The sequence below is a fragment of the Mycobacterium sp. MUNTM1 genome (genome assembly GCF_054660795.1).
In genome coordinates, this window is the sequence record NZ_BAAGDE010000020.1 from 1 (window position 1) to 18,581 (window position 18,581).

The window sequence follows — 18,581 nt, forward strand, 5'->3', positions numbered from 1 at the left end:
GCCCGTCCATCCCAGGATAAAACCCACCGAAGTCGCTTAACTCCACCGAAGCCGCTTGACTCTCGTTAGGAACTCAAGTTGCTTGCCGAGAGCCCTCGAACGAAACCTGAGGAGATGCAGCGAAGATTGACCAGAATCGCCGAGGTACTTTGACAGATACCCGGCGTGTCGCGTACCGGTGTCAAACTAGCTGCCCGCCGAAATCGCCACTCCCCCGGAGCAATTACCGCTCGGCATACCTGCGCGACCTGTTGTTAAACAACACTGGCCACCTTGTCAATCTTCACTGCATATCGACAACAAGAAAAGTGGGTGCTGCGAACCTGTTTCGACCACACCCCACCCCTGTGCCGGGTGGAGGCTGACACGGTCGACGCATAGTGGTGGCCGACCGTGTCACGGGCCGGCCACCACTATCCGACAGGGCGCTAGCTCTCCTCGACGTCCACTACGTCGTGCTCCTGGATCGCGTTTGCCAACAGCGGACCGCGCAGCTCCGCGATCGCTTGCTGCACCATCTGATCGGTCACCTCTCCCGCAGCCGCGTCGGCGCTGTGGGACGACACAGGGATGCGAAGCCGGATGGTTGCGTCCACCTCACACACCCACTCCCGCAACCGCGGCCGCAAGCCCTGAGACAGCATGAACCGGTCAAACCGTTCGCACAGGTCGTTATCGTTCGCGTACTCGTGCGCTGCGTCGACGATGCGCTCCAGCCGCGCCTGATGCTCGGTGAGCGCCAAGCGTGCCGCCTGCGCCTCCCCTCGAGCCCGCCGAGCTGCCCAGAACGCGCCGGCGAGCGCCGAGGCCCACGCCGGCATCTCTTCCTCCGCCGGCACCGGATCACCGGACACCTGAACCTCCGACACCGCGCCGACCACCACCACCGCGCAACCGTCGAGCCGTACGACCGCACACTGGCGCTCCGCGTCACCCACCGCGGAGTCCTCGATTACCAACCACCCTGGCACCGGTCCATCGACTAGCGGCGCGAACACCACCGCGCCCGACTCGACGCCGGCCGCCAACGCCTCCGCGACCGACCGCGACACCGCGGCTACCGAACCCTCAACGACAGCAGTCACTGCTTTCCCCTTTCCCTGGGAATCGTGGACCAGTCCGAATGACCAGCCCCACAACTGCGATTTTACCGCCGAACACCGACACCCATACGACGAAACCAAAACGCGCAGCAACTATTTCGGAACCACCACGGCTTACCAGCCGTCCTCGTCCCAGGCCTCACCCGCGTAATAGGGGTCCCAATCAGCCGGCGCCATCGCCGGATATCGCCGGTTAATGTCATCCATCACCGGCTGAAGCCGGACGGCATACGCCTCATAGTGGTGATCGCACCGGTAATAGGCATCCCCACTCCCAGAGAGCGTCGAGCGCGCGAAGACCTCGCCCTCGCAGCCGTCCGGCCCAGCCAAGCATTCACCGTCGCCATAAACCGCCATGATGTTCCCCTTCCGAAACAAGTGAGCCCGCCCCAATGGCTTGCCCCAACACCAGTGACACTACCGTCGCCCACCGACAGACAAGAAGAAGAAGAAGAAGAAGAAGATGTCGAGATGCAGCGAAGATTGACAGGACACGCCTGGGTACTTTGACAAGTCTCGGGCGTGTCGCGAGAGCTTGTTAATCTGCGTTGCAAAAGTGCAGGTCAGCCGCTTGTTGCTTACAAGCAGCCGCGCTGTTGAACTTCCGCCGTTAGCGGATCTAATCTGCGGCGCACCCTTGACCGCTGCTGGCACCCGGCCAGGCCGTCTTAGTGCCGTTTTCGCCGCGAGACGTTTCTTGATCCTTTGCACGTTCCTGTTCTGCATCGCTGCTGCTCGCGGGATCGAGGAGTCTAAATACGCATGCTCAGCTAGATGGATGGACGAAGAGGACAGGCACACAGCTACACCGCGCCGTCCCTATTCGCTCGAACATTTCCTTGGCAGATGCGGTCCACTTCGCCTGCATGCCAGACAAATCCAAGGTCTGCTGGCAACGGGTTCGACGGGTTAGCGGCTTCGTCATTCGCGCGCCCCGAGTAGACGCCGACGAAGCGTGACCGCGGCAAAGCGTGATTACCTCGGTCATCTGCAAAGTGTCGGCGCATTAGGAAGACTGGCGAGCCCGACTGGCCACTTCTGGTTCGGGCATCGACGAGAAACATGGGGTACTCGTCGTTTTTGAAAGTGAAGTACATCGCGGGCTCCGAGGCAACAGTGCCACGTATCCAGAGCGGCCAGAGATAACCGTGTCCGAGGCCCAGGGGATAGCCGACAACGAAGACATCTTGGGTGACCCAGAATCGTGGCTCTTTCAGAGGTGGTTCCGGTTCGATTGGCAGGTAGTGGAAACTGTCGGTCTTGACCAACCCAGCAAGGGGGAGGGCCGCGACGTCCACGTGCTGTCGCCGCGTCGGATGTTCGAGCCAAAGTGGCTTCTCGTCGGCGTCTAGGAGTGGTAGCACGATGTCGTAAACCGGAAGGCTATCCGCGTTGAACCCACCATCGACGGTCTTCCCTCGCACACCGATACGTATGTAGTTGGGCGCAACCTGGTGATCATTCCTCCAAGCGTTCTCACGCCAAGTGCGCGCAGAAAGAATGTGCCTCGCAGTTACTAGGAAGTCTTGTCCGTCCACGCGATAGAAGAACCCAGTTCCGAAGTACCAAGGTTCCTTCTTGAGGATGTCGTCTGTGGGCTTCTCGGACTCATAGAAGACATCGATCTTGACTTCGTGGAAGTACTCGTTTGGGATCGAGACTTCAAGCTCTTTACTTGTTTCAGCCGCCTGAGCGGGCGTGCGTAGTTGTTTTGCACGACGTCGTGATCTTGCCCGCGCCTTGCCCCTTTTCCGACTCATGTAAACCTTTCGAGTGAAGTCTGGCCGTAGTCCAATTGCCTACCCACAGTCAGATTCGTCGTCGCCTGTCCATCAGGTGAGATCGTCGCGGACTTCGGTGGTACCACTCAGGGGTTCCGCTGCGTGACCGCTGCGCCTATTGCCGCGCTGAGGGAGGCAAAGACTTCCACAAGGGGGACGTGTTCCTGTTCGAGCTGGCGGTCCTTGCCGTCGCGGCGGTGTTCATCATTGAGACGCTCGTAGAGCTTCCGCTCAGGTTCGCGGAGTCCCTCAGGTACCTCGGTCTCATTGAGACCCTGATCGCGGACGCTGTCATGCTGGTAGTCGGGGTAGCGGTCCCAGGTTTGTTCGTCCATCAGGAAGGATTGCACGTCTATTCCGGCACGCCGGAGCGACGCGAGGATCGCAAGGCCGGCGCGGTCGATGTCGCCCCAGTAAATGAGCTTCTTCGCCGTAGCGGCCCACCGCAGATCACCGAGAGCGGTAGCGCCGTATCCCAGCCCGTAGACCACGGCAAGGTCGGCGGCGTAAAAGTCCAGTGTGTTGCCGAACTTGCGGTTCTCGACGATCAGAATTGCCTTGGGAGCAAGGGAACTGGCGTTGAGGGTCGCCAGAGATGCGACAAATCGGTCCATGCCGGCGGTTGCTGCACGCAACTGGTGGCAGGGCAGATAGACGTGGATAGGAGCCTTCTCGGCTAGCAGGCCGATGTGCGTCTCCAGCCGTGACTGCGGGTCACCTGGGCCGGATGCGCCGAGCATTGCGCTCAGCAGAGCGGCGTTTTTCTCGATCCATTTGGTGTGCACGCCGGGGACCGCGAGTTGCCGGAGGATGAGCGCGTCGCCTGGACCATCGGCGATGCGCGCGACGGTCGCAATGGCGTTGAGCCAGTCACCATCGCTGAGTTTGGCGATCGCCTTGGCGCTCGTGAGCGGGATGGACTCGGCGCTATTCCAGACCACCTCTGGCATATCGATCGCTAAGGCAAACCGCTCGCGGGCAGCGATGAACTGTTGCGCGATATCGGGAGACAGTTCGAGGGCTTCGAGCGGGTCGTTGAGCGTCCACGACGTTGGTAGTTCGTGTGTTCCGAGCCCGCGGGCACGGCGCGATTCGGTGTTGATAGATCCTGGAAGACTTCTTGCGCGGGCTGCATCCCAGGACGCGGCCCATAACTGGGCAGCGGTGATGGTGTGGTTGAACTGCGCTCCGCGCGGCGCACCGAGAGTGATTCTCAGTGGCCAATTTCCTCTGCCGAGGGCCCATTTCACCCAGTTGTCTTGGCAGACTTGCTTGATGTGTTCGACAGCGTCCTCGACGGAGCGCATATCAACCGGCCGGCTGACTGGCGGCGGCTGCTGCGGCTTCCTTGCGAAGTTCGGTGAGCCGCTGCACGGTTACCGTTTGGGCTGATGCCCGCTCGTCTGTGTTCTTGCTGACCATCACAACGCTGTCGACATAGGGTTGGATCACAGTGGTGTTCTGCACCGTCGCGACGATGACGAGTTGGAAGCCGAAGCGCCTGAACGCAGATAAGGATTGGCGCGCGAAGTCGGGATCGGACTTAGAGAATGCCTCGTCGATCATCAACTGCGCGAACACCGGCCGGCTGTCTCCACTGTCGTGGTCGGCGAGGTTGTAGCTCAGCGCGCCGGCAAGGCAGAAGGCCATGAGCTTTTCCTGTTCGCCGCCAGACTTCGCGGTGGCGTTGGTGTAGGTCGCTTGTGGCGTCAGTAGGTCGTCTTTGTCGTACTCGGCGCAGTAGAAGATGAACCTGTTGCGGACATCGAGTGCGTCGGCCTTCCACCTGCCATCCTCGCTCTGCTCGGACGCCAACCTGTTCCGGAGCTCCAAAATGTCCTGGTACTGCTCGAATATGGCTTTCTCATTGCGGTTCGACACCGCCGGGATCCGCGCGGAAATTCGGCGGGCAATCTCATTGAATTGCATTGCCGCGGTCAACTGTTTGTCCTCTGCGCACAGCTTCAGGATGGTGCCCGGCGCGAAATCGACCGACGCCAAGCCCACATTGACCCGGTTGATCTGGTCCTGGATCCGCTGCGCCTCGTCGTCGGCGAGCTGGTAGAGCCGAAGGATGGCGTGGGGTGCCTGCTCGGTGATGAGTAGCAGCATCTGCTCCTCGGCTTCGGCGACTTCTCGGTCTTTGATGCGGCGCCACAGAGCCACGTAGTCGTGGACCTTCTCGTCCAGATCTGAGCTGTCGTTGGGGATGGCCTCGGGAAAGTCGATGTCGAAGTTGCGGATGATGGTTTCGAGGTCTCTACGGAGGCGGTTGACGTTGACCTCCAAGCGCTGTTGATCAGTGGAGATGATTCGCCACAGCTCGGTGACATAGGGACCGGGGTCGAGCAGATCCAGAGTGTGTGACAGCTGCGGTAGGTAGGTCTCGATGGCCTTCCTGGAGTGCTCTCCCACCGCGGCGGGCTGCAGCGTTTCCTGCAAGTTGAGCAGTTTGGTGCGCCGTGTGTCGTGGTCCTCCGATTCGAGTTCCAGGCGCGCTTGTCGGTTGCTCAGGGCTGTGATGTCGTCCTTGTACTTTTCGGCCTCGGCCTCCAGCGCGGACAGGTCGGGATTCTCGGCCATCAATGCATCGAGCTGTCGTTGCAAGGCCTGCTCTTCTGCTTCGGCACTGACCAGATCGACCTTTCTGAAGCGGTCGAACTGGCTCAGCTTTTCCCACAGAGCGCTCTTCGTGCGCAGTCCGGCCACCTTGGCGTCGATCTCCGCCAGGGCCTTCTCGGCCTGGTCGAAGCGCTCCCGCGCCTCGTCCAGCTCCTCGCGCAGTGCTGCGATCTTCTCGGCGATATTGCCCTGGAAGATGTAGGCCGACGGACTCAGGTCGCCTCGGTCATCTTTGATGCTGCGCTTCTCGCTCTCCTTACGGAGCCCCTGGTCGGTGACGGCTCGTCGGTGGTGGGCGAACTCCTCGGTGCTGTCAACGAGGGTGTAGTCGCCTTTTTGAGCGATCAGGTGCGCAGCGGTCCGGGCGCCCTCGTGGCGGGGGTCGATGAGCTGCAAGCAGCCGGCGAGGGTGTTCCGGGGAGGCTCACTGGCCGGGAGGTCGGAGGTGACCTTCTCGATCCACAGGTAGCCGCGCATGTTGTGGTCGTTGGCGTAACGCAGCGCAGCGCGGTGATGCCGCTCGGGAACCAGCAACGCCAGACCTGTCCCGCGCAGCACCCTTTCGACGGCCTTGCGCCACCGGGCTCGGTCGGGCCTGAGGTCCATCAGTTCACACACATACGGCAACTGGCTGGGGTTGAGGCCGAGCGCTTGGGCAATCTCGCCGCGCATCCGGTCAGCGTCCCGGGGAACCGTGGAGCCCCTAGCCTCGACGCGTTTGAGTTCCTCGGTGGCGGCGCGCAACTGGTCGCCGGCCGCGCTCTTGGCCGGGGCGAGAACGTCGATCATGCGGGTTTGCAGCACAGTCAGTTGAGCAGTGATGTTGCCAATGGCGGCGAGGCTTTCGACCCTCAACGACTCGAAGTCCTCAGCGGTCTCCGCCGGTGGAAACTCCAGGTCCCAAAGAACTTCGTCATAGACGGTGCGGGCCGCGCTGACTTCCTGGGTACGAGCGCGTGCACTGTTCAGAGCGCTCTGCAGCGGCGCGAGATCGCTGTTGATACTCGCAATGACGTTGAAGACTTCACGCCGGCGGGCATCCAGGAGGGTCTGCCTATCGGCGAGCTCTTGGGTTTCCCCACCGATGCGGTCGATCTCGGCGTCCAGGCGCTCGATCTCCGGCGGTATCTGAGCTAGGCGCTGCTGGTCCATCCACGCCACGACAGTGTGACGCTCAAGCAGGTGGATCGTCGCCAGTTGCGCAGATTCACTGACATAGTTCGTGTGGTTTTCTTCAATGTTGCGCAGTCGCTCCAGCTTCCGGCGCGCCACGCTTAGCGCGTCGCGGGCCTGCACCAAGGGGTTGATCTGTTCCAACGCGGTGTTGAGTTCCTTGAGGGATTCCGGCTCGTCGAGCATGTACTCGCGTACGAAATCTTCAAGCCCTCCAACACTTTTGAGTGATTTTGCTTTACCCAGAAGATCAAGTGCCGCCGAGGCACCGGTCAGGCCGATCGCGCCGTAGAGGGTGTCGAGATACCACCCTTCGTCTTTGCGGCGACACTGCCAGCCCGCCTTCTCGAAAACCGATTTCGAGAAACCGCTGACCGCCCACGCGTCACAGGCGTCTTTGATGTCGACATCGGCGTTGATGATGGCGTACAAGCTGGAGGCATTCGATTCCTGGCCGGCTTGCAACCACTTGAGCACGAGTCCGGTGATAACCGATCCAGTGCTGCCGCTGTAAGTCACGGCGATCGCCGACCACGCCGCGCCATCCGGACGTAGGAACTTCTTCCGCACCCGTTCACCGGGGTTCTGGACGTCGCCGACCATGCCGCGGATGTACTTGTCGACGCTGCGCTGACTCGACTGTGGCGCGTGCCCGCCCGATTTGTCGCTGGAGGCGTTGAAGTTGCGGCGCCGCTGAGACAGGAACGCCACGGACAGGGCATCGAGCAACGAGGATTTCCCAGCACCCGAGGATCCAGTCAGAAGAGTCCCCGTGCGGGTGTACGGGATGTCGTGATAACCGTCGAACACTCCCCAGTTGATGACCTGCATGCGCGACAGCCAGTGCTGGCGGGGCAAGTGAACCACGCTGCCGTTAGTCGTCATCGGATGCCTCGTCCTCGGCGCCGGTCCACTCCCCGGCGTCGTCATCCTCGGTGTCGAGATTGACTTCGGCGCTGCTGTCGGTGACGCTGCCGTCGCTATCGCGCCGCAGCCGCTCGAATTCCCTTGATAATTCGTCGACCATCTGTCCGCTCATGACGGCCAAGATCGCCGGGCTGATGGAGAAACTGTCCGGGTCTTCGCCGCTGGGCAGCAGGATCTTGACCTTGATCATCTTAGTGATGGCGTCTTCGACGCGGCCGCGGAGCATGGCTTCGTCGCGGTCCTTTTTGTGGCGGATCCCGATGAACAACTCGTGGATGTCGTCACGGCCGATCAACTGGTCCGCACGGCTGGTGCGCGCGATGCGTGCAAGCTGCAGCGCCAGGATGGAGGCGTAGGTTCCCATGGGTTCGCGCCGGAGTAGCTTGCGCGCTCGAGGGTACTGGGTGTCGGGTTGTGCCTGTTCGGCGTAGGCCACTTCGAGGTCTTCGTGGATCCGGAGTTTGAGATCCAGCTCGCACAGACGCGAGGCCAGCGCCCGGCGGTGGTCAATCACCCAGCCCCACAGGTCCGGATGGGCGTCCTTGCTGATAAAGCGGCGCGTCAACAGATTCTGCAGCGCCCAGCAGGCTTGGCTAGGAAGCTCGCCCGAGTCGCCCTCGAAGCGTGGGAGCCGTGATGCCGCGGTCGTCGTCTGCTGAACCTCCGGCAGCTTGTCAAAGTTGAAGTCGCTCAGGGTCATTGACGCTCCGCATCTGGAAATGGCTCATGAAAGTAGAGTTCGGGGACCTCCATCACGCACTCGCCGCCAGCGATGGAGCGAAAGCGCACGGGCCGAGTCGCCCGCTTCTGGCCACTGTTTTGTCTGGATGCCATGGACCACAGGACCATCACGTCGCTGAGAAACGGTGTCTTGACCATGCCGACCACTTCCGGTAGCGATACCGGCCCGACGGCCACCGCGGTGTTGACCAGTTCGGTCAGCGCCACCATGTCGACCTGCGCGGCCAGCGCGCTGAAGCCGCTCAGATCCGCCGGCGGGGCGGCTTCCCGCGCCGCTCGCGGCGGAGTCGGGTCCTGGATGTTGAAGGCGAGCTGATCGATTGAGGTGGCAGCTAGTGCCCCGATCGGAAAGTCGACTTTGGTGGGTGAATCGACGATCGACTCCTCCAGCAGGAACTGGGCGCTGGCGATCGCCTCATTGACCTGGCGGGCCAGGCCTCGGGCCTGCTCTGCAGTCCCTGACCGGAAGAATCGATTAATCCGTTGGGCGCAGCGCTGTTCAACGCGGGCGACTTCGCCGATTTGGGCATTGACGAGTTTGAAGAAACTGCGCATGACATCGCGTAGGCCCGGATGCAGATCGGGTAGACAATCGGTGATCAGGTCGATGTCGGCCTTGAGTCGCGCTCGCTTGTCGGGGTCCTGCACTGTGTGGGCGAACGCCATGTAGGAGGCACGTTCCCGCGAGTTGAACAAGTCGTTGTAGTCGGAGAACATTCGCGCGGAGCGGGCGCGGAACTCGCGGTCGGACTCATCAGTCCCGCTGATCAACCCTGTGGTGATCTCATTCTGTCTACTGCCGTACCGAACGACGTCGTTGACGATCTGCTCCATCTGCAGCGCGATCGACTGCGCCTCGTCGGTGAGGTTGAGCATGTCAGGCTCCGGCCGGCGCCCCTCGTCCAGTTCCTCGAGGAGTCGGTAGAGGTCTTCGATCTGGGCCTCGATGTCTTCGCGGACCCGTTGGGGATCGTCGTCGAGTTGGGAGGCAACCTTCTTCAGCCCACTCGAAATCCGTTCCATAGAACCACCGGTGGCCACCGATGCCGCGCGCCGGAGGCCGCGCAGGAAAGCCAGCACATCGCGGGCGTTCTCGCTCAGGGAGCAGTAGTTCTGCGCTGCCGGCCCAGTGCCCACTGACACACGGTTGAGAAAGCCGTCGCGGGACCAGCGTTTGATCAAGGCCAACGCCGTCAGATCGCCTAGACCAACCGAGTCCATGTCTTGCTCGAGTCTTGGGAGGAGTTCGGATTCGGTGATCTTGGCGACGTGGTCGAGATGGCGCTCCATCAGCGTTACGTAGGCCGCGAGATTGTTGGCGGCCAAGAGCCGGACAGATGGCGATTCCTGCAACTGTTCGTTCACAGCGAACAGCTCAGCTGAGCCATGCCCCAAAGCTTCCGTCATCTCGTTCCTGGCTTCCCACGGCCTCAGCCGACGACCCACCCCGATGCGCGGTCACGCTCCATGATTTCTCTCCCGCTGCTGCCCTTCACTGCCTGCGTGACCAATGATGGCCCCGAGGTACGACATTTTCCCGGGTATTCACGGAGTGAGGCGGTAGGTGCTCACACTGCGTAACGGATGGCACGCACTTTAGCTGGACGGTTTCGGCATTCTTATCGACCGCGCGGCGAACCTATCGTCCGCGCCTGTCGGCTCCCACGCCTATACATTCATAGCCCCCGTCCTCGTGTACCAAGAGCCGCGTCGCCGTGAGTCTGACGAACGGAAGGGCCGGAAGACCCTCGACCGAATCCGAAGGCTCCGGATCCACCCCGCAACGGCGGTCCGAAAGGAAAGGTCGTGTCCGGACGCTTCGAGTCGGGATCAAGCCGCAGCGCCGTGCCGTCGTAGGCACTCAGCGTCATTCCGCAAAGTACGTCTGGTGGAACTCCGGTCGCTGCAGCAAGCGTGTCACATTGCTTCTGCGACAATAGATTTCGCCATAACGGACCCGGCTCGGTTGATAGTCCGAGGTGGCGTGCCATCGCGCCGAGTGACATTTGCATGCGAATCGCCAGTACCTCAAGCCAAGAATCGATTGCCTCGCCCTGAACCGGCGCCACCCGGGAAGCGAGCCTTCGAGCCGTCACAGCGAATGCTGCGCCTTGGACCAATCCTGGTCACAAGGCCGTCCGAGTCGTGAACTTGCTGCTGTTGTACTCGCAGAAAAGGGCCACCAATCTTTAGCAGAGACGGAGTCAGCGAGCAGCCTCGGCGGGTCACCATCGCGATTGCTGGCGGTGAATAACCGGCTGACCTGCAGGAGCAGATCATGCGAGCCCTCGCAGCAGCGACCGCTCAGCTTGTTAAACAATCATGTCCGTTTGCTAATCTTCGTTGCAAAAGTGCAGTTCAGAACCGTGTAGTTGGTCGAGCATGGCGGTGGTCGCTGGATCCCGCTCCAACGCGGTGCGGTTGTTCGTCGCAGAAGGCGCTGCAGTCGATTTTCAACGTCAACAGCATCCATATTCGCCTTCGACATTCACCGTTTTCGCCAAACACGTTGCGACAGTTATGAATGCACTGCGCCACATAGAGTTCGGGCATCATCCAATAGGCAGTTGTCCGCGCGAATCTAGAAGTGTGGGCGAGTCCACCTTCCACGGCTGAAAGCACGTGCCATAGGGATGAGCAAAGCGCTCAGAACTCGATTAGCTCGTCGGAATAAGGCCGATGAAGACGAGTCCGGACCTCCGCAACGCAACCCGAAGGCAAGGGGTGGATGCCGCCGTCGTCGTATTGCGCTGTCCTGTGGGGGCGGTGCTTCAGACAGTGCCAAGGGAGTTCGGCCATCGCCGATTGCTGTGTCGAGTTCGTACTGACAGAAAGGTCCGGTGGTGTTCGTTAGGTTTTGCAAGCTGTGGGTTGAGAGCAGGTACCTCAAGGGTGAGGGGACACCTCGGCGGCCGGGGTGCGCGGTCAAGCTGACGAACTGCGCGAGCAGCGCCGCACTGACCGACGCGGAGTAGGCGGCGACATTCGGTGCACCGGCGGCAGGCTCGCGGCCCGACTGCTCGATGTAGTTCGGGTCATCGAGGAGGCCTTGTCGATCGAGCTGGATGTCAGTGGGGTTGAGCTGCCCGGTGCACACCAAACAGGGGCGGTCTGGAACCAGGGTATGCGCGCGCCAACTACCCGAGCGCATATGTCCATCAGGGAAGACTGCGAGTGTGAGACCGCCGTCTATCACCGGGATCAGGTCGGCGTAAGCAACGGTATTCAGCACTGCGCGCGGCCATGGCCGGTCCACGCACGAGAAGATGACGTCGTAGTCCAGCGCGTGGGCTAGACCCTGGCGGGTGCAGATGCTCATGGGGTAGCGCTTGAACCGTGGTCGTTGCGCCGTTGCCGCCATGGTCATCTGGCGATAGGCGACGTCGACCTTGCGTCGACGTCGACGGGCGTCCGATTGTGTGGCGCCGATCATCCGGTCGCGGTTCAGTTCTTTGACGACGTCGTAGTCCATGACGCCGATGTCGGGGATGCCGGTGGCGGCGAGCCGTTGGGCGACGTCCAATCCGACACTGCCTACGCCGACGACGAGGACACGTAGGCGGGCAATCGAGTCCTGGGATGCCGGCCACGCGGATACGGTTCGCACCTGCGCGGCTGTTCGGGTTGGCGGCGGCCGAAGGTCGTCGTTCCAGGACACCTCCAGCATGGTGCCGACAACGCGAACGGCCTCGGCCCACCGCGGCGATGTCTCCTCCGGTACCCATAGTCGCGCGGACCAGGCGTTGTCGATGCCAGCCAGCGTCATCCCGAGCAGCGCACTTCCGGTGTACTGGTGGGCGATGTGCGCATAGCCGAGTTCGGTGTCGTGGTCGATGGAACTGAGCCGCTGCCAGCCCGTGCCGACCGGATGCGAATGCAACATGACCAGACCGCAGTCGTGTTGGGCGGCGTGCGCGGCACCACGCAGCAGGTAGGAGCCGGTGAACGATGCGTTGCCATGGATTCGGCGGTCGCCCGCCTCGGGAAACACCAGTGCGGTCACCAGGTATGTCGTGCGGTGCTGCCCGGTCGAGACGGTGTACGTGGCCAGGCAGACGTCCTCTTGTCCGTCCGGCCGTAACAGGTGTTGGCGTGCCTGTTCGGCTACCGCCTCGGTCATCGCTACGGCGTACCTCATGGGCTTACACCTGCTTCTGTGTCGTCGCCGTACCAAGCACTCCCCGCACGTGGGCTAACCACGCCCGGGCGGGTGGAGCTGAGGTGTCCCACTGCCCGATGTCACGCGAGTGCCGCAGCCAGCCGGGCAGGCAGTCGTTGATGTCGGTGTTGGTGTGCGGAAACCTGATTGCTTCGCGGAAGTGCAGCCAGTGCGGGACCACGGTGGGCCACGACTGCAGCTCGCTGATGCTGACCGCAGTGTCGATCTCGTCCCCGGCTAGCGTTCCGGTCGCCGGTACGACGGTGTAGACGATGGCCGGTCCGTCCCGGTGTCCTGGCACTCCCGCGGCTGCGAGGTCTGCCAGGAACCGGTCGGGGCCGTGGCGGGCAACGGTCACTGCTATGCCACCGGGCTGTCGCGACGAACGGTGACGAACTCATCACCAGCGTGGATCGTCACCAGTTCGGCGGGATCGAGGTGCGTGGACGCGCCGACTCGAGCCAGGAAGTGCTTCTCCGGATCAACTCCGGCCATCCTCAGCAGCGCCGCAACCTCCTGGTCTTCGTCGTGGGTGCTGTACCCCATGCCGTCGATCGTGAAGGGCAGGAGCGGTCGACTGACGAAGGCGTCGTCGGGGCGGATCCGCACTATGTCGTTGTCGCGGAAGAACGTCTCGTCGCCTTCGTCATCGACTCGGGCGAGGTCGAAATGCGATGGGTCGCGCCCGGCCAGTCGCAACAGGGCGGCGGCTTCCTGGTCGCCGTCGACGGTCGTGAACTGTCGATTATCGAGCGTGAACCGCATCCGGGTGTCGTGCGCAGTCATGCTGATGGCCTTTCTTCGTGAGCAGATCGTCTACTCTGGTATCTGAACTAAACCGTAGTGGAAGGCTGCGGTTTCTGTCAACACTGTGGTGGTGCTCCACTATAGTGGTATAAAGAAAGGGTGGTTGAGATGGGAAATCCGCTGGGCGACCGGTTGCGCGAGGTCCGACGAGTTCGCGGGTTGTCGCTAAAAGCAGTCGCCGAGCCGGCGAAGATCTCGATCGCCTATCTGCAGAAACTTGAGGGCGGCGACGTTCAACAGCCCAATCCAAACGTGCTCTACCGCCTCGCGGCGGTCCTCGACGTGCCTTATGCCCTGCTCATGGAGCTGGCCGGCTACGTCGTGCCGGAGGCAGACGGATTGCTGGCGGCCAACACCTTTGACCACGCACTGAGCAGCTCAGACCTGAGCGATGAAGAACGTAAGGCCGTCGCCGCGTTCATCAATCTCCTGCGGGACCAACGCTAGTGAGTACTGGAGGACCATGATCAGGCCGCTGGAGAACCTCGATGACATTCGTGGCGTCGCGCAAACGGTGCTGCGCAAAGCGGATATAGCCGAACGACTCCCGACGCCGGTAAACGACATCATCGCCAGCTGCGGACTGCTCGAGTCGGATGACTACGTGTTGTCGGAGAGCAAGATCGCGCAAGCCCCTCGCGAACTACGCAAGATACTGCGCGCGGCAGGACGAAAGATCCGCGGGGCGCTCGACCGGCGGGAACGAGTGCTACACGTCAGCCCATCGGTTGACCATCCAGCGCAACGACAGTTCGTGCGATGCCACGAGGCGATGCACGATGCGCTCCCTTGGCAACGCGATCTGCTGGTCCTGGGCGACACCAAACGCACACTGGCTCCCGATATCGAGTTCACCTTCGAGCGCGAAGCCAACCAGGGTGGCGCTGAACTCTTGTTTCAGCTCGATCTGCTGACACGAGTGGCGCGCGACTATCCGATCGACATCTCGACCCCCGTGCAATTATCCGCCCTATTCGGCGCCTCAATCCACGCGACTTTTCGGCGCTGGGTCGAAAGCTCCGCCAGCCCCGTGTGCGGGCTAGCGATCGATCCCAAACCCTTGATCGATACTCCGCCGACATACCGCCGCTACGAACTGGTCGAATCCGAGTCGTGGACGCGACGCTACGGGCCCAACCGGTTTCCCGCACGGATGGATTCAAGCAGGCATGGATTCTTGGCTCCCCTGGGGCTGCCGGGGTCGACTGACATTAACCTCTCCTGGGGCCTGCATGACTGCAATGCCGAGATGACGACGGTGAAGGTTCAGTCGTTTAGCAACACCTACCGGGTATTCGTGCTGCTCTGGCTGCCGAGTAAGGAATCGTTCATCGCACGCCACCGGGCTCGGCCACGTCTTGTGGTGGGCTGAAGTGGCGAGGTTACGCCATCGCCCGATCAATCTAGTTCCACAGCTCACCCCAGCGACGGATCCGACGGCCACAAAGATGTCAGCCCCACGTGATTACATGCCGTACGCTCGAACAACGTAAGCCGGAGAAGGAAACCGATGTCCAAAGCAGTGCTACCGCAACTGTCCACCAATGACACGACCGCTCAGCTGCCCTCTGATCCGAACGATCTGCTCAGTGCCAGCGAGAAGAACAAGCTCACTGAGGATCTCGCGAAGCTCGCTGACCTTCGACGCGATGCCGAAACCGCCTCGGCAAGTTTGCGATTAGCCTGACCGAGGACCAACTGTGCAGCAGACGGGCTGGAACGACCCCGATCCAGCCGAGGTCCATCACCCGACCACAGATGCCGAATGGGACGCGGCACTATCCCGCTACCTGAGATCGCTCAACGACGCCCCCCTACAGCGCTGCGTCGAGGTCGCACGCGCGCACGGAGCCGCGACCCTCGTGATCGAAACCAGATACTTGGACTTCGATTACCGCAGCGAATTTTCCGCGTACTACTCACGCCAGTTCGCCGACGTTCCTGACTCAGCCCACCGCTTACACTTCTTCGGCAAACACCTTGAATCACAGTCGCTTTGGCAACTGGACGCCGAACACCACTACATCGGCTACGTGGTCGTGCGTCCTGCAGCGACGGGCTTGGTCTCGCGAGCCCTCCTGCCGCCCCCACCGGACATTGAGTCAGCGGTCCGCACGTCGGTAACCGAACACGTGAACTTCTTCGGGCAGCAACTGCCGGTTCGCGGAGTGCCGTTCGCACAACAAGACGCCCAACTTGGCGCCTGCGCGCAGGCAGCTGCATGGATGTGCCACTTCACTGCGTTTCTGCGCGGTGACACGTCCAGGCGGACGAAAGCCGACTTCTCACTGAAGGCCGACGCCAGCTTGCAACCGAACCGCGCCCTCCCTAGTGGCGGACTCACAGTGACCCAACTCAGCGAACTATTTCGCACATTCGAAGTTCCAGCGATGTACTACCTCGTGGGCGACTTACCCAGCCCACAACTGCCCTGGCAGTCACCCGATCCCACCGGCCCGCCTCAACTGGCTGGAACTTGGGACCATCGGATCGTCGCCGTCGCATGCCGGCACCTAAACTCCGGAAACCCCATCTTGGTCGGTACTCACAATCACGCCTTCATTCTGTGTGGCTATCGCCGAGCCGACCGACCGCAGCCCGGCTGGATCGAGTTTATTCGCCACGACGACCAAGCCGGCCCCTATCTCGTCGTCCACGATGTCCTCAATGACGTCGACCAACGTACGGGCAAGACCTACGGGCACTGGCGCACTATGCATGTGCCTGTACCCGACAAGCTCTGGCTGGCTCCCGAAGCGGCCGAGCGAAAAGGCGGGCAGTTCCTCCTCAACGCCTCCAACCAAATAGCAAGCGCCGCAGGCGATCCCCTCCCCTTCACACCGCTGCAGGATCTCATTAACCTCAAGCAGCTTGCCCTGCGTACGTACGCCATACGTTCCAACGACTTCAAAGCCAAACTCGCCGCCAGGGGCATATCCGCAACGATCCAAACCGAATACCGCCTGGCCCGCCTGCCGCGATTCATATGGGTTGTGGAGGCCATCGACCGACAGCTACGCAAAGCAGGAAAGCCCTGCGTCGTGGGCGAGGCAGTGCTCGACGCAACCTCATCGGACCACGCCCCCCAGGAAATTGCGCTTCACGTCCATGGGGTGATGTGGCTACAACAGACAAACGGCAACATCCGGTTCCCCATCACCGGAGACGCCCAGCCTTATGACAGCGGCGGAGTCGGTGACCCTTGACCGGAAGTCAACCCCACACAAGTCGGTCTGCGACGTCTGGCCATTGGGACGATCCCGCACGCGCTGGCGGACCCGCGTTTGAGGTCCGGGTCTCTTGGTGGACGATTAAACGGCTGAGCGTCCGCGGATATGCCGTTACGACGACGACGCCGCAGTTCGCCACTGATAACACCCGAATACGTCATGCGGCTGTTGGCGATAACGAAAGCGGCTGTGCGCCGATAAATTTGATGCTGTTGCGGGTAATCGTGATTATCCATCATTTCTGGCTCCCGCCTAACGGCTTTGAGATCGGAAGTTGCAGTGCGGTGCACAGCTGGGCACTCATCATGCCGCTTACGACGGTGCGTCGAGATACGCCTTTCGAGCGTCCAGCCCGGCAGCTGCACAACCACTGTGGTGGCCCCGCCTCTTGGCACACGGGTAGCCACGTCCGCCACGCTTTCGCCCCCGAGGTCCGCGAGGAGACGGCGCAGTTCATCCTCGCCCAGCACTCAGCGAATTAGCGCTCGCCCAGAGTACAAGGTGTACGAAAATTGAGACACACCTTGGTCTTTGAGGTCGTATGTAGCCCGCGATCTAGTTACGTTTCTCAATTGGGTGGCTTGTGTGCTGCTCAGCCGACGGTTTGTCCGCCGTCCACGACGAGGGCGTGACCGATGGTGAATGCGGCGTTGTCTGAACAGAGCCATAGGACCGCGGAGGCGATTTCCTCGGGGCGGCCCATACGCCCAACCGGTTCTTGGTCGATGGCGCGCTGGCGTCCTTCGGGTGTGCCGCCGGAGAAGCGGTCCATCATGGGGGTCTCGATGATGCCGGGACACACCGCGTTAATCCGGATGTTGGATTTGGCGTAGTCCAAGGCAGCAGACTTGGTCATCCCGATGACGCCGTGTTTGCTTGCCGCGTAAGCGGCCTGGCCGGCGAAGCCGCTGACACCGGCGCCCGAAGAGGTGTTCACGATCGCGCCGCCACCGCTGTCCAACATCAACGGGATCTCGTGCTTCATGCACAGAAACACCCCGCGCAGGTTGATATCGACCACCCGGTTCCATTCGTCGTCGGAAACCTCGACGAGAGGTGTGACCGGTTGTTCCACGCCGGCGTTGTTGAACGCGAAGTCCAGACGGCCGAAGGTCTCGACGGTCGTGCTCAGCGCCGCCTGCACGTCGCGAGTCTTGGTCACGTCGCAGGTCACCGCCACCGCCCGTCCACCGACTCGGTTGATCATTTCTGCAGTTTCGCGGCACCCGTCTGCGGAGATGTCGGCGACGACCACGGCGGCGCCACGGGCGCCGAACGCGACCGCGGTTGCTTGGCCGATGCCGCTGGTGGCGCCGGTGACGAAGGCCACGCGGCCGGAGAATTCATCGGTCGGGTTCATTAGTAAATCCTCCTCATTGTTTGTTCCTGGTCAATCATCGACGGTGCTGAGGGTGACGGTGCCGTTGTCCGTGGCGGCGGTGATGGATTCGAGTCCGGAGTCGATCTCGCCGATCATCACGATGCCCGGGTCGGAACGCGGAAACTGGCCGCGATGAATCAGCCAGCATAGGAATGCCTCGGCAGCGCCGAGCGTGACTGCCGCCACCGATAGACCCAATTAGGGAATTGGCTGCTGCCCTCCTAGTTCGGCGTTCGCTAGGTCCGCGCACGCCGAATCACCACTGCGGCGGCTGGATTCGACTCATTCACTCGGCGAGCGACGAGTTCGTCATAGAACTTGCGAAGGGCGTCACGCGACGGCGGATCGTGCTTTCGCTGTACTTTCGTCCACGCAACAAAGCCACGTACTGACGAAGGTCTTTTGTAGATAGCTTCAGGGCGTCCTTCTCACGCGCCTGCGCCCACCAAAACACGTCGTCCAAGTCGCCCCAGCAGGCGCGCGCGGTGTTCTTGCCGTAGTCCAGCAGCACGCTTTCGGGAACGTTGGCGTCCGCGGGAGCCACGTGGGCTTTGCACTCATTCTGGCCCGGGCACCAGCCCAGCCAGGTGTTGCGTGTCATTGACCGTCGGCCGCCTTCAGCATGATGAGCCGACGTGAAGGCCCAGCGAACCCTGA

At 61.8% G+C, this 18,581-nt stretch carries 18 protein-coding genes; 4 read left to right on the forward strand and 14 right to left on the reverse strand.

Translation table 11 applies throughout. The features are described 5' to 3' along the window. Nucleotides 1–428: 428 nt before the first annotated feature. The 11 genes from ACYQ8K_RS13490 to ACYQ8K_RS13540 form a co-directional block, all read right to left on the reverse strand. Complete coding sequence (locus ACYQ8K_RS13490) at nucleotides 429–1,085, reverse strand: hypothetical protein (RefSeq protein WP_064943295.1); 657 nt, start codon at nucleotides 1,083–1,085, stop codon at nucleotides 429–431. Between the two features lie 132 nt (nucleotides 1,086–1,217). Further along, nucleotides 1,218–1,460, reverse strand: a complete 243-nt coding sequence (locus ACYQ8K_RS13495) for a hypothetical protein (protein ID WP_051641717.1) — start codon at nucleotides 1,458–1,460, stop codon at nucleotides 1,218–1,220. A gap of 446 nt (nucleotides 1,461–1,906) precedes the next feature. Further along, entirely contained in the window at nucleotides 1,907–2,863 is a 957-nt protein-coding gene (locus tag ACYQ8K_RS13500) for a S1 family peptidase (RefSeq protein WP_459969676.1), read from the reverse strand. 107 nt (nucleotides 2,864–2,970) lie between these two features. Next, nucleotides 2,971–4,191 carry a Wadjet anti-phage system protein JetD domain-containing protein gene (locus ACYQ8K_RS13505; protein WP_459969678.1) on the reverse strand — a complete coding sequence of 407 codons (1,221 nt, stop codon included), beginning with the start codon at nucleotides 4,189–4,191 and terminating at the stop codon, nucleotides 2,971–2,973. 1 nt (nucleotide 4,192) lies between these two features. Continuing rightward, nucleotides 4,193–7,564: an ATP-binding protein gene (locus ACYQ8K_RS13510; protein ID WP_459969680.1), complete on the reverse strand. Its 3,372-nt coding sequence runs from the start codon at nucleotides 7,562–7,564 to the stop codon at nucleotides 4,193–4,195. Continuing rightward, entirely contained in the window at nucleotides 7,554–8,306 is a 753-nt protein-coding gene (locus ACYQ8K_RS13515) for a DUF4194 domain-containing protein (RefSeq protein ID WP_459969682.1), read from the reverse strand. The genes ACYQ8K_RS13510 and ACYQ8K_RS13515 overlap by 11 nt, the downstream gene beginning before the upstream one ends. Continuing rightward, nucleotides 8,303–9,793, reverse strand: a complete 1,491-nt coding sequence (locus ACYQ8K_RS13520; protein WP_459969684.1) for a DUF3375 family protein — start codon at nucleotides 9,791–9,793, stop codon at nucleotides 8,303–8,305. Before ACYQ8K_RS13520 ends, ACYQ8K_RS13515 begins: the two co-directional genes overlap by 4 nt. A gap of 230 nt (nucleotides 9,794–10,023) precedes the next feature. After that, nucleotides 10,024–10,443 carry a TniQ family protein gene (locus tag ACYQ8K_RS13525; protein WP_459969686.1) on the reverse strand — a complete coding sequence of 140 codons (420 nt, stop codon included), beginning with the start codon at nucleotides 10,441–10,443 and terminating at the stop codon, nucleotides 10,024–10,026. 485 nt (nucleotides 10,444–10,928) lie between these two features. Beyond that, on the reverse strand, nucleotides 10,929–12,485 hold the full coding sequence (locus tag ACYQ8K_RS13530) for a ThiF family adenylyltransferase (protein WP_459969687.1): 1,557 nt from the start codon (nucleotides 12,483–12,485) through the stop codon (nucleotides 10,929–10,931). 4 nt (nucleotides 12,486–12,489) lie between these two features. After that, nucleotides 12,490–12,864, reverse strand: coding sequence for a hypothetical protein (locus tag ACYQ8K_RS13535; protein ID WP_459969689.1), 375 nt, complete (start codon nucleotides 12,862–12,864; stop codon nucleotides 12,490–12,492). A gap of 2 nt (nucleotides 12,865–12,866) precedes the next feature. Next, nucleotides 12,867–13,292: a hypothetical protein gene (locus ACYQ8K_RS13540; RefSeq protein WP_459969691.1), complete on the reverse strand. Its 426-nt coding sequence runs from the start codon at nucleotides 13,290–13,292 to the stop codon at nucleotides 12,867–12,869. Between the two features lie 129 nt (nucleotides 13,293–13,421). Here ACYQ8K_RS13540 and ACYQ8K_RS13545 point away from each other — a divergent pair, with 129 nt between their 5' ends. From ACYQ8K_RS13545 to ACYQ8K_RS13560, 4 genes are all read left to right on the forward strand, one after another. Further along, entirely contained in the window at nucleotides 13,422–13,760 is a 339-nt protein-coding gene (locus ACYQ8K_RS13545; RefSeq protein ID WP_459969693.1) for a helix-turn-helix domain-containing protein, read from the forward strand. 16 nt (nucleotides 13,761–13,776) lie between these two features. Then, nucleotides 13,777–14,685 (forward strand): M78 family metallopeptidase domain-containing protein, encoded by a 909-nt coding sequence (locus ACYQ8K_RS13550; RefSeq protein ID WP_459969695.1) that lies wholly within the window; start codon nucleotides 13,777–13,779, stop codon nucleotides 14,683–14,685. Between the two features lie 138 nt (nucleotides 14,686–14,823). Then, a complete protein-coding gene (locus ACYQ8K_RS13555) occupies nucleotides 14,824–15,000 on the forward strand; it encodes a hypothetical protein (protein ID WP_459969697.1) in 177 nt (58 codons plus the stop codon). Between the two features lie 13 nt (nucleotides 15,001–15,013). Beyond that, entirely contained in the window at nucleotides 15,014–16,519 is a 1,506-nt protein-coding gene (locus ACYQ8K_RS13560; protein ID WP_459969699.1) for a hypothetical protein, read from the forward strand. 616 nt (nucleotides 16,520–17,135) lie between these two features. Here ACYQ8K_RS13560 and ACYQ8K_RS13565 read toward each other — a convergent pair. The 3 genes from ACYQ8K_RS13565 to ACYQ8K_RS13575 form a co-directional block, all read right to left on the reverse strand. Beyond that, nucleotides 17,136–17,903 carry an SDR family oxidoreductase gene (locus ACYQ8K_RS13565; RefSeq protein WP_459969701.1) on the reverse strand — a complete coding sequence of 256 codons (768 nt, stop codon included), beginning with the start codon at nucleotides 17,901–17,903 and terminating at the stop codon, nucleotides 17,136–17,138. Between the two features lie 30 nt (nucleotides 17,904–17,933). Further along, entirely contained in the window at nucleotides 17,934–18,110 is a 177-nt protein-coding gene (locus ACYQ8K_RS13570; protein WP_459969703.1) for a hypothetical protein, read from the reverse strand. Between the two features lie 100 nt (nucleotides 18,111–18,210). Further along, complete coding sequence (locus ACYQ8K_RS13575) at nucleotides 18,211–18,525, reverse strand: site-specific integrase (protein WP_459969705.1); 315 nt, start codon at nucleotides 18,523–18,525, stop codon at nucleotides 18,211–18,213. Between the last annotated feature and the right edge of the window lie 56 nt (nucleotides 18,526–18,581).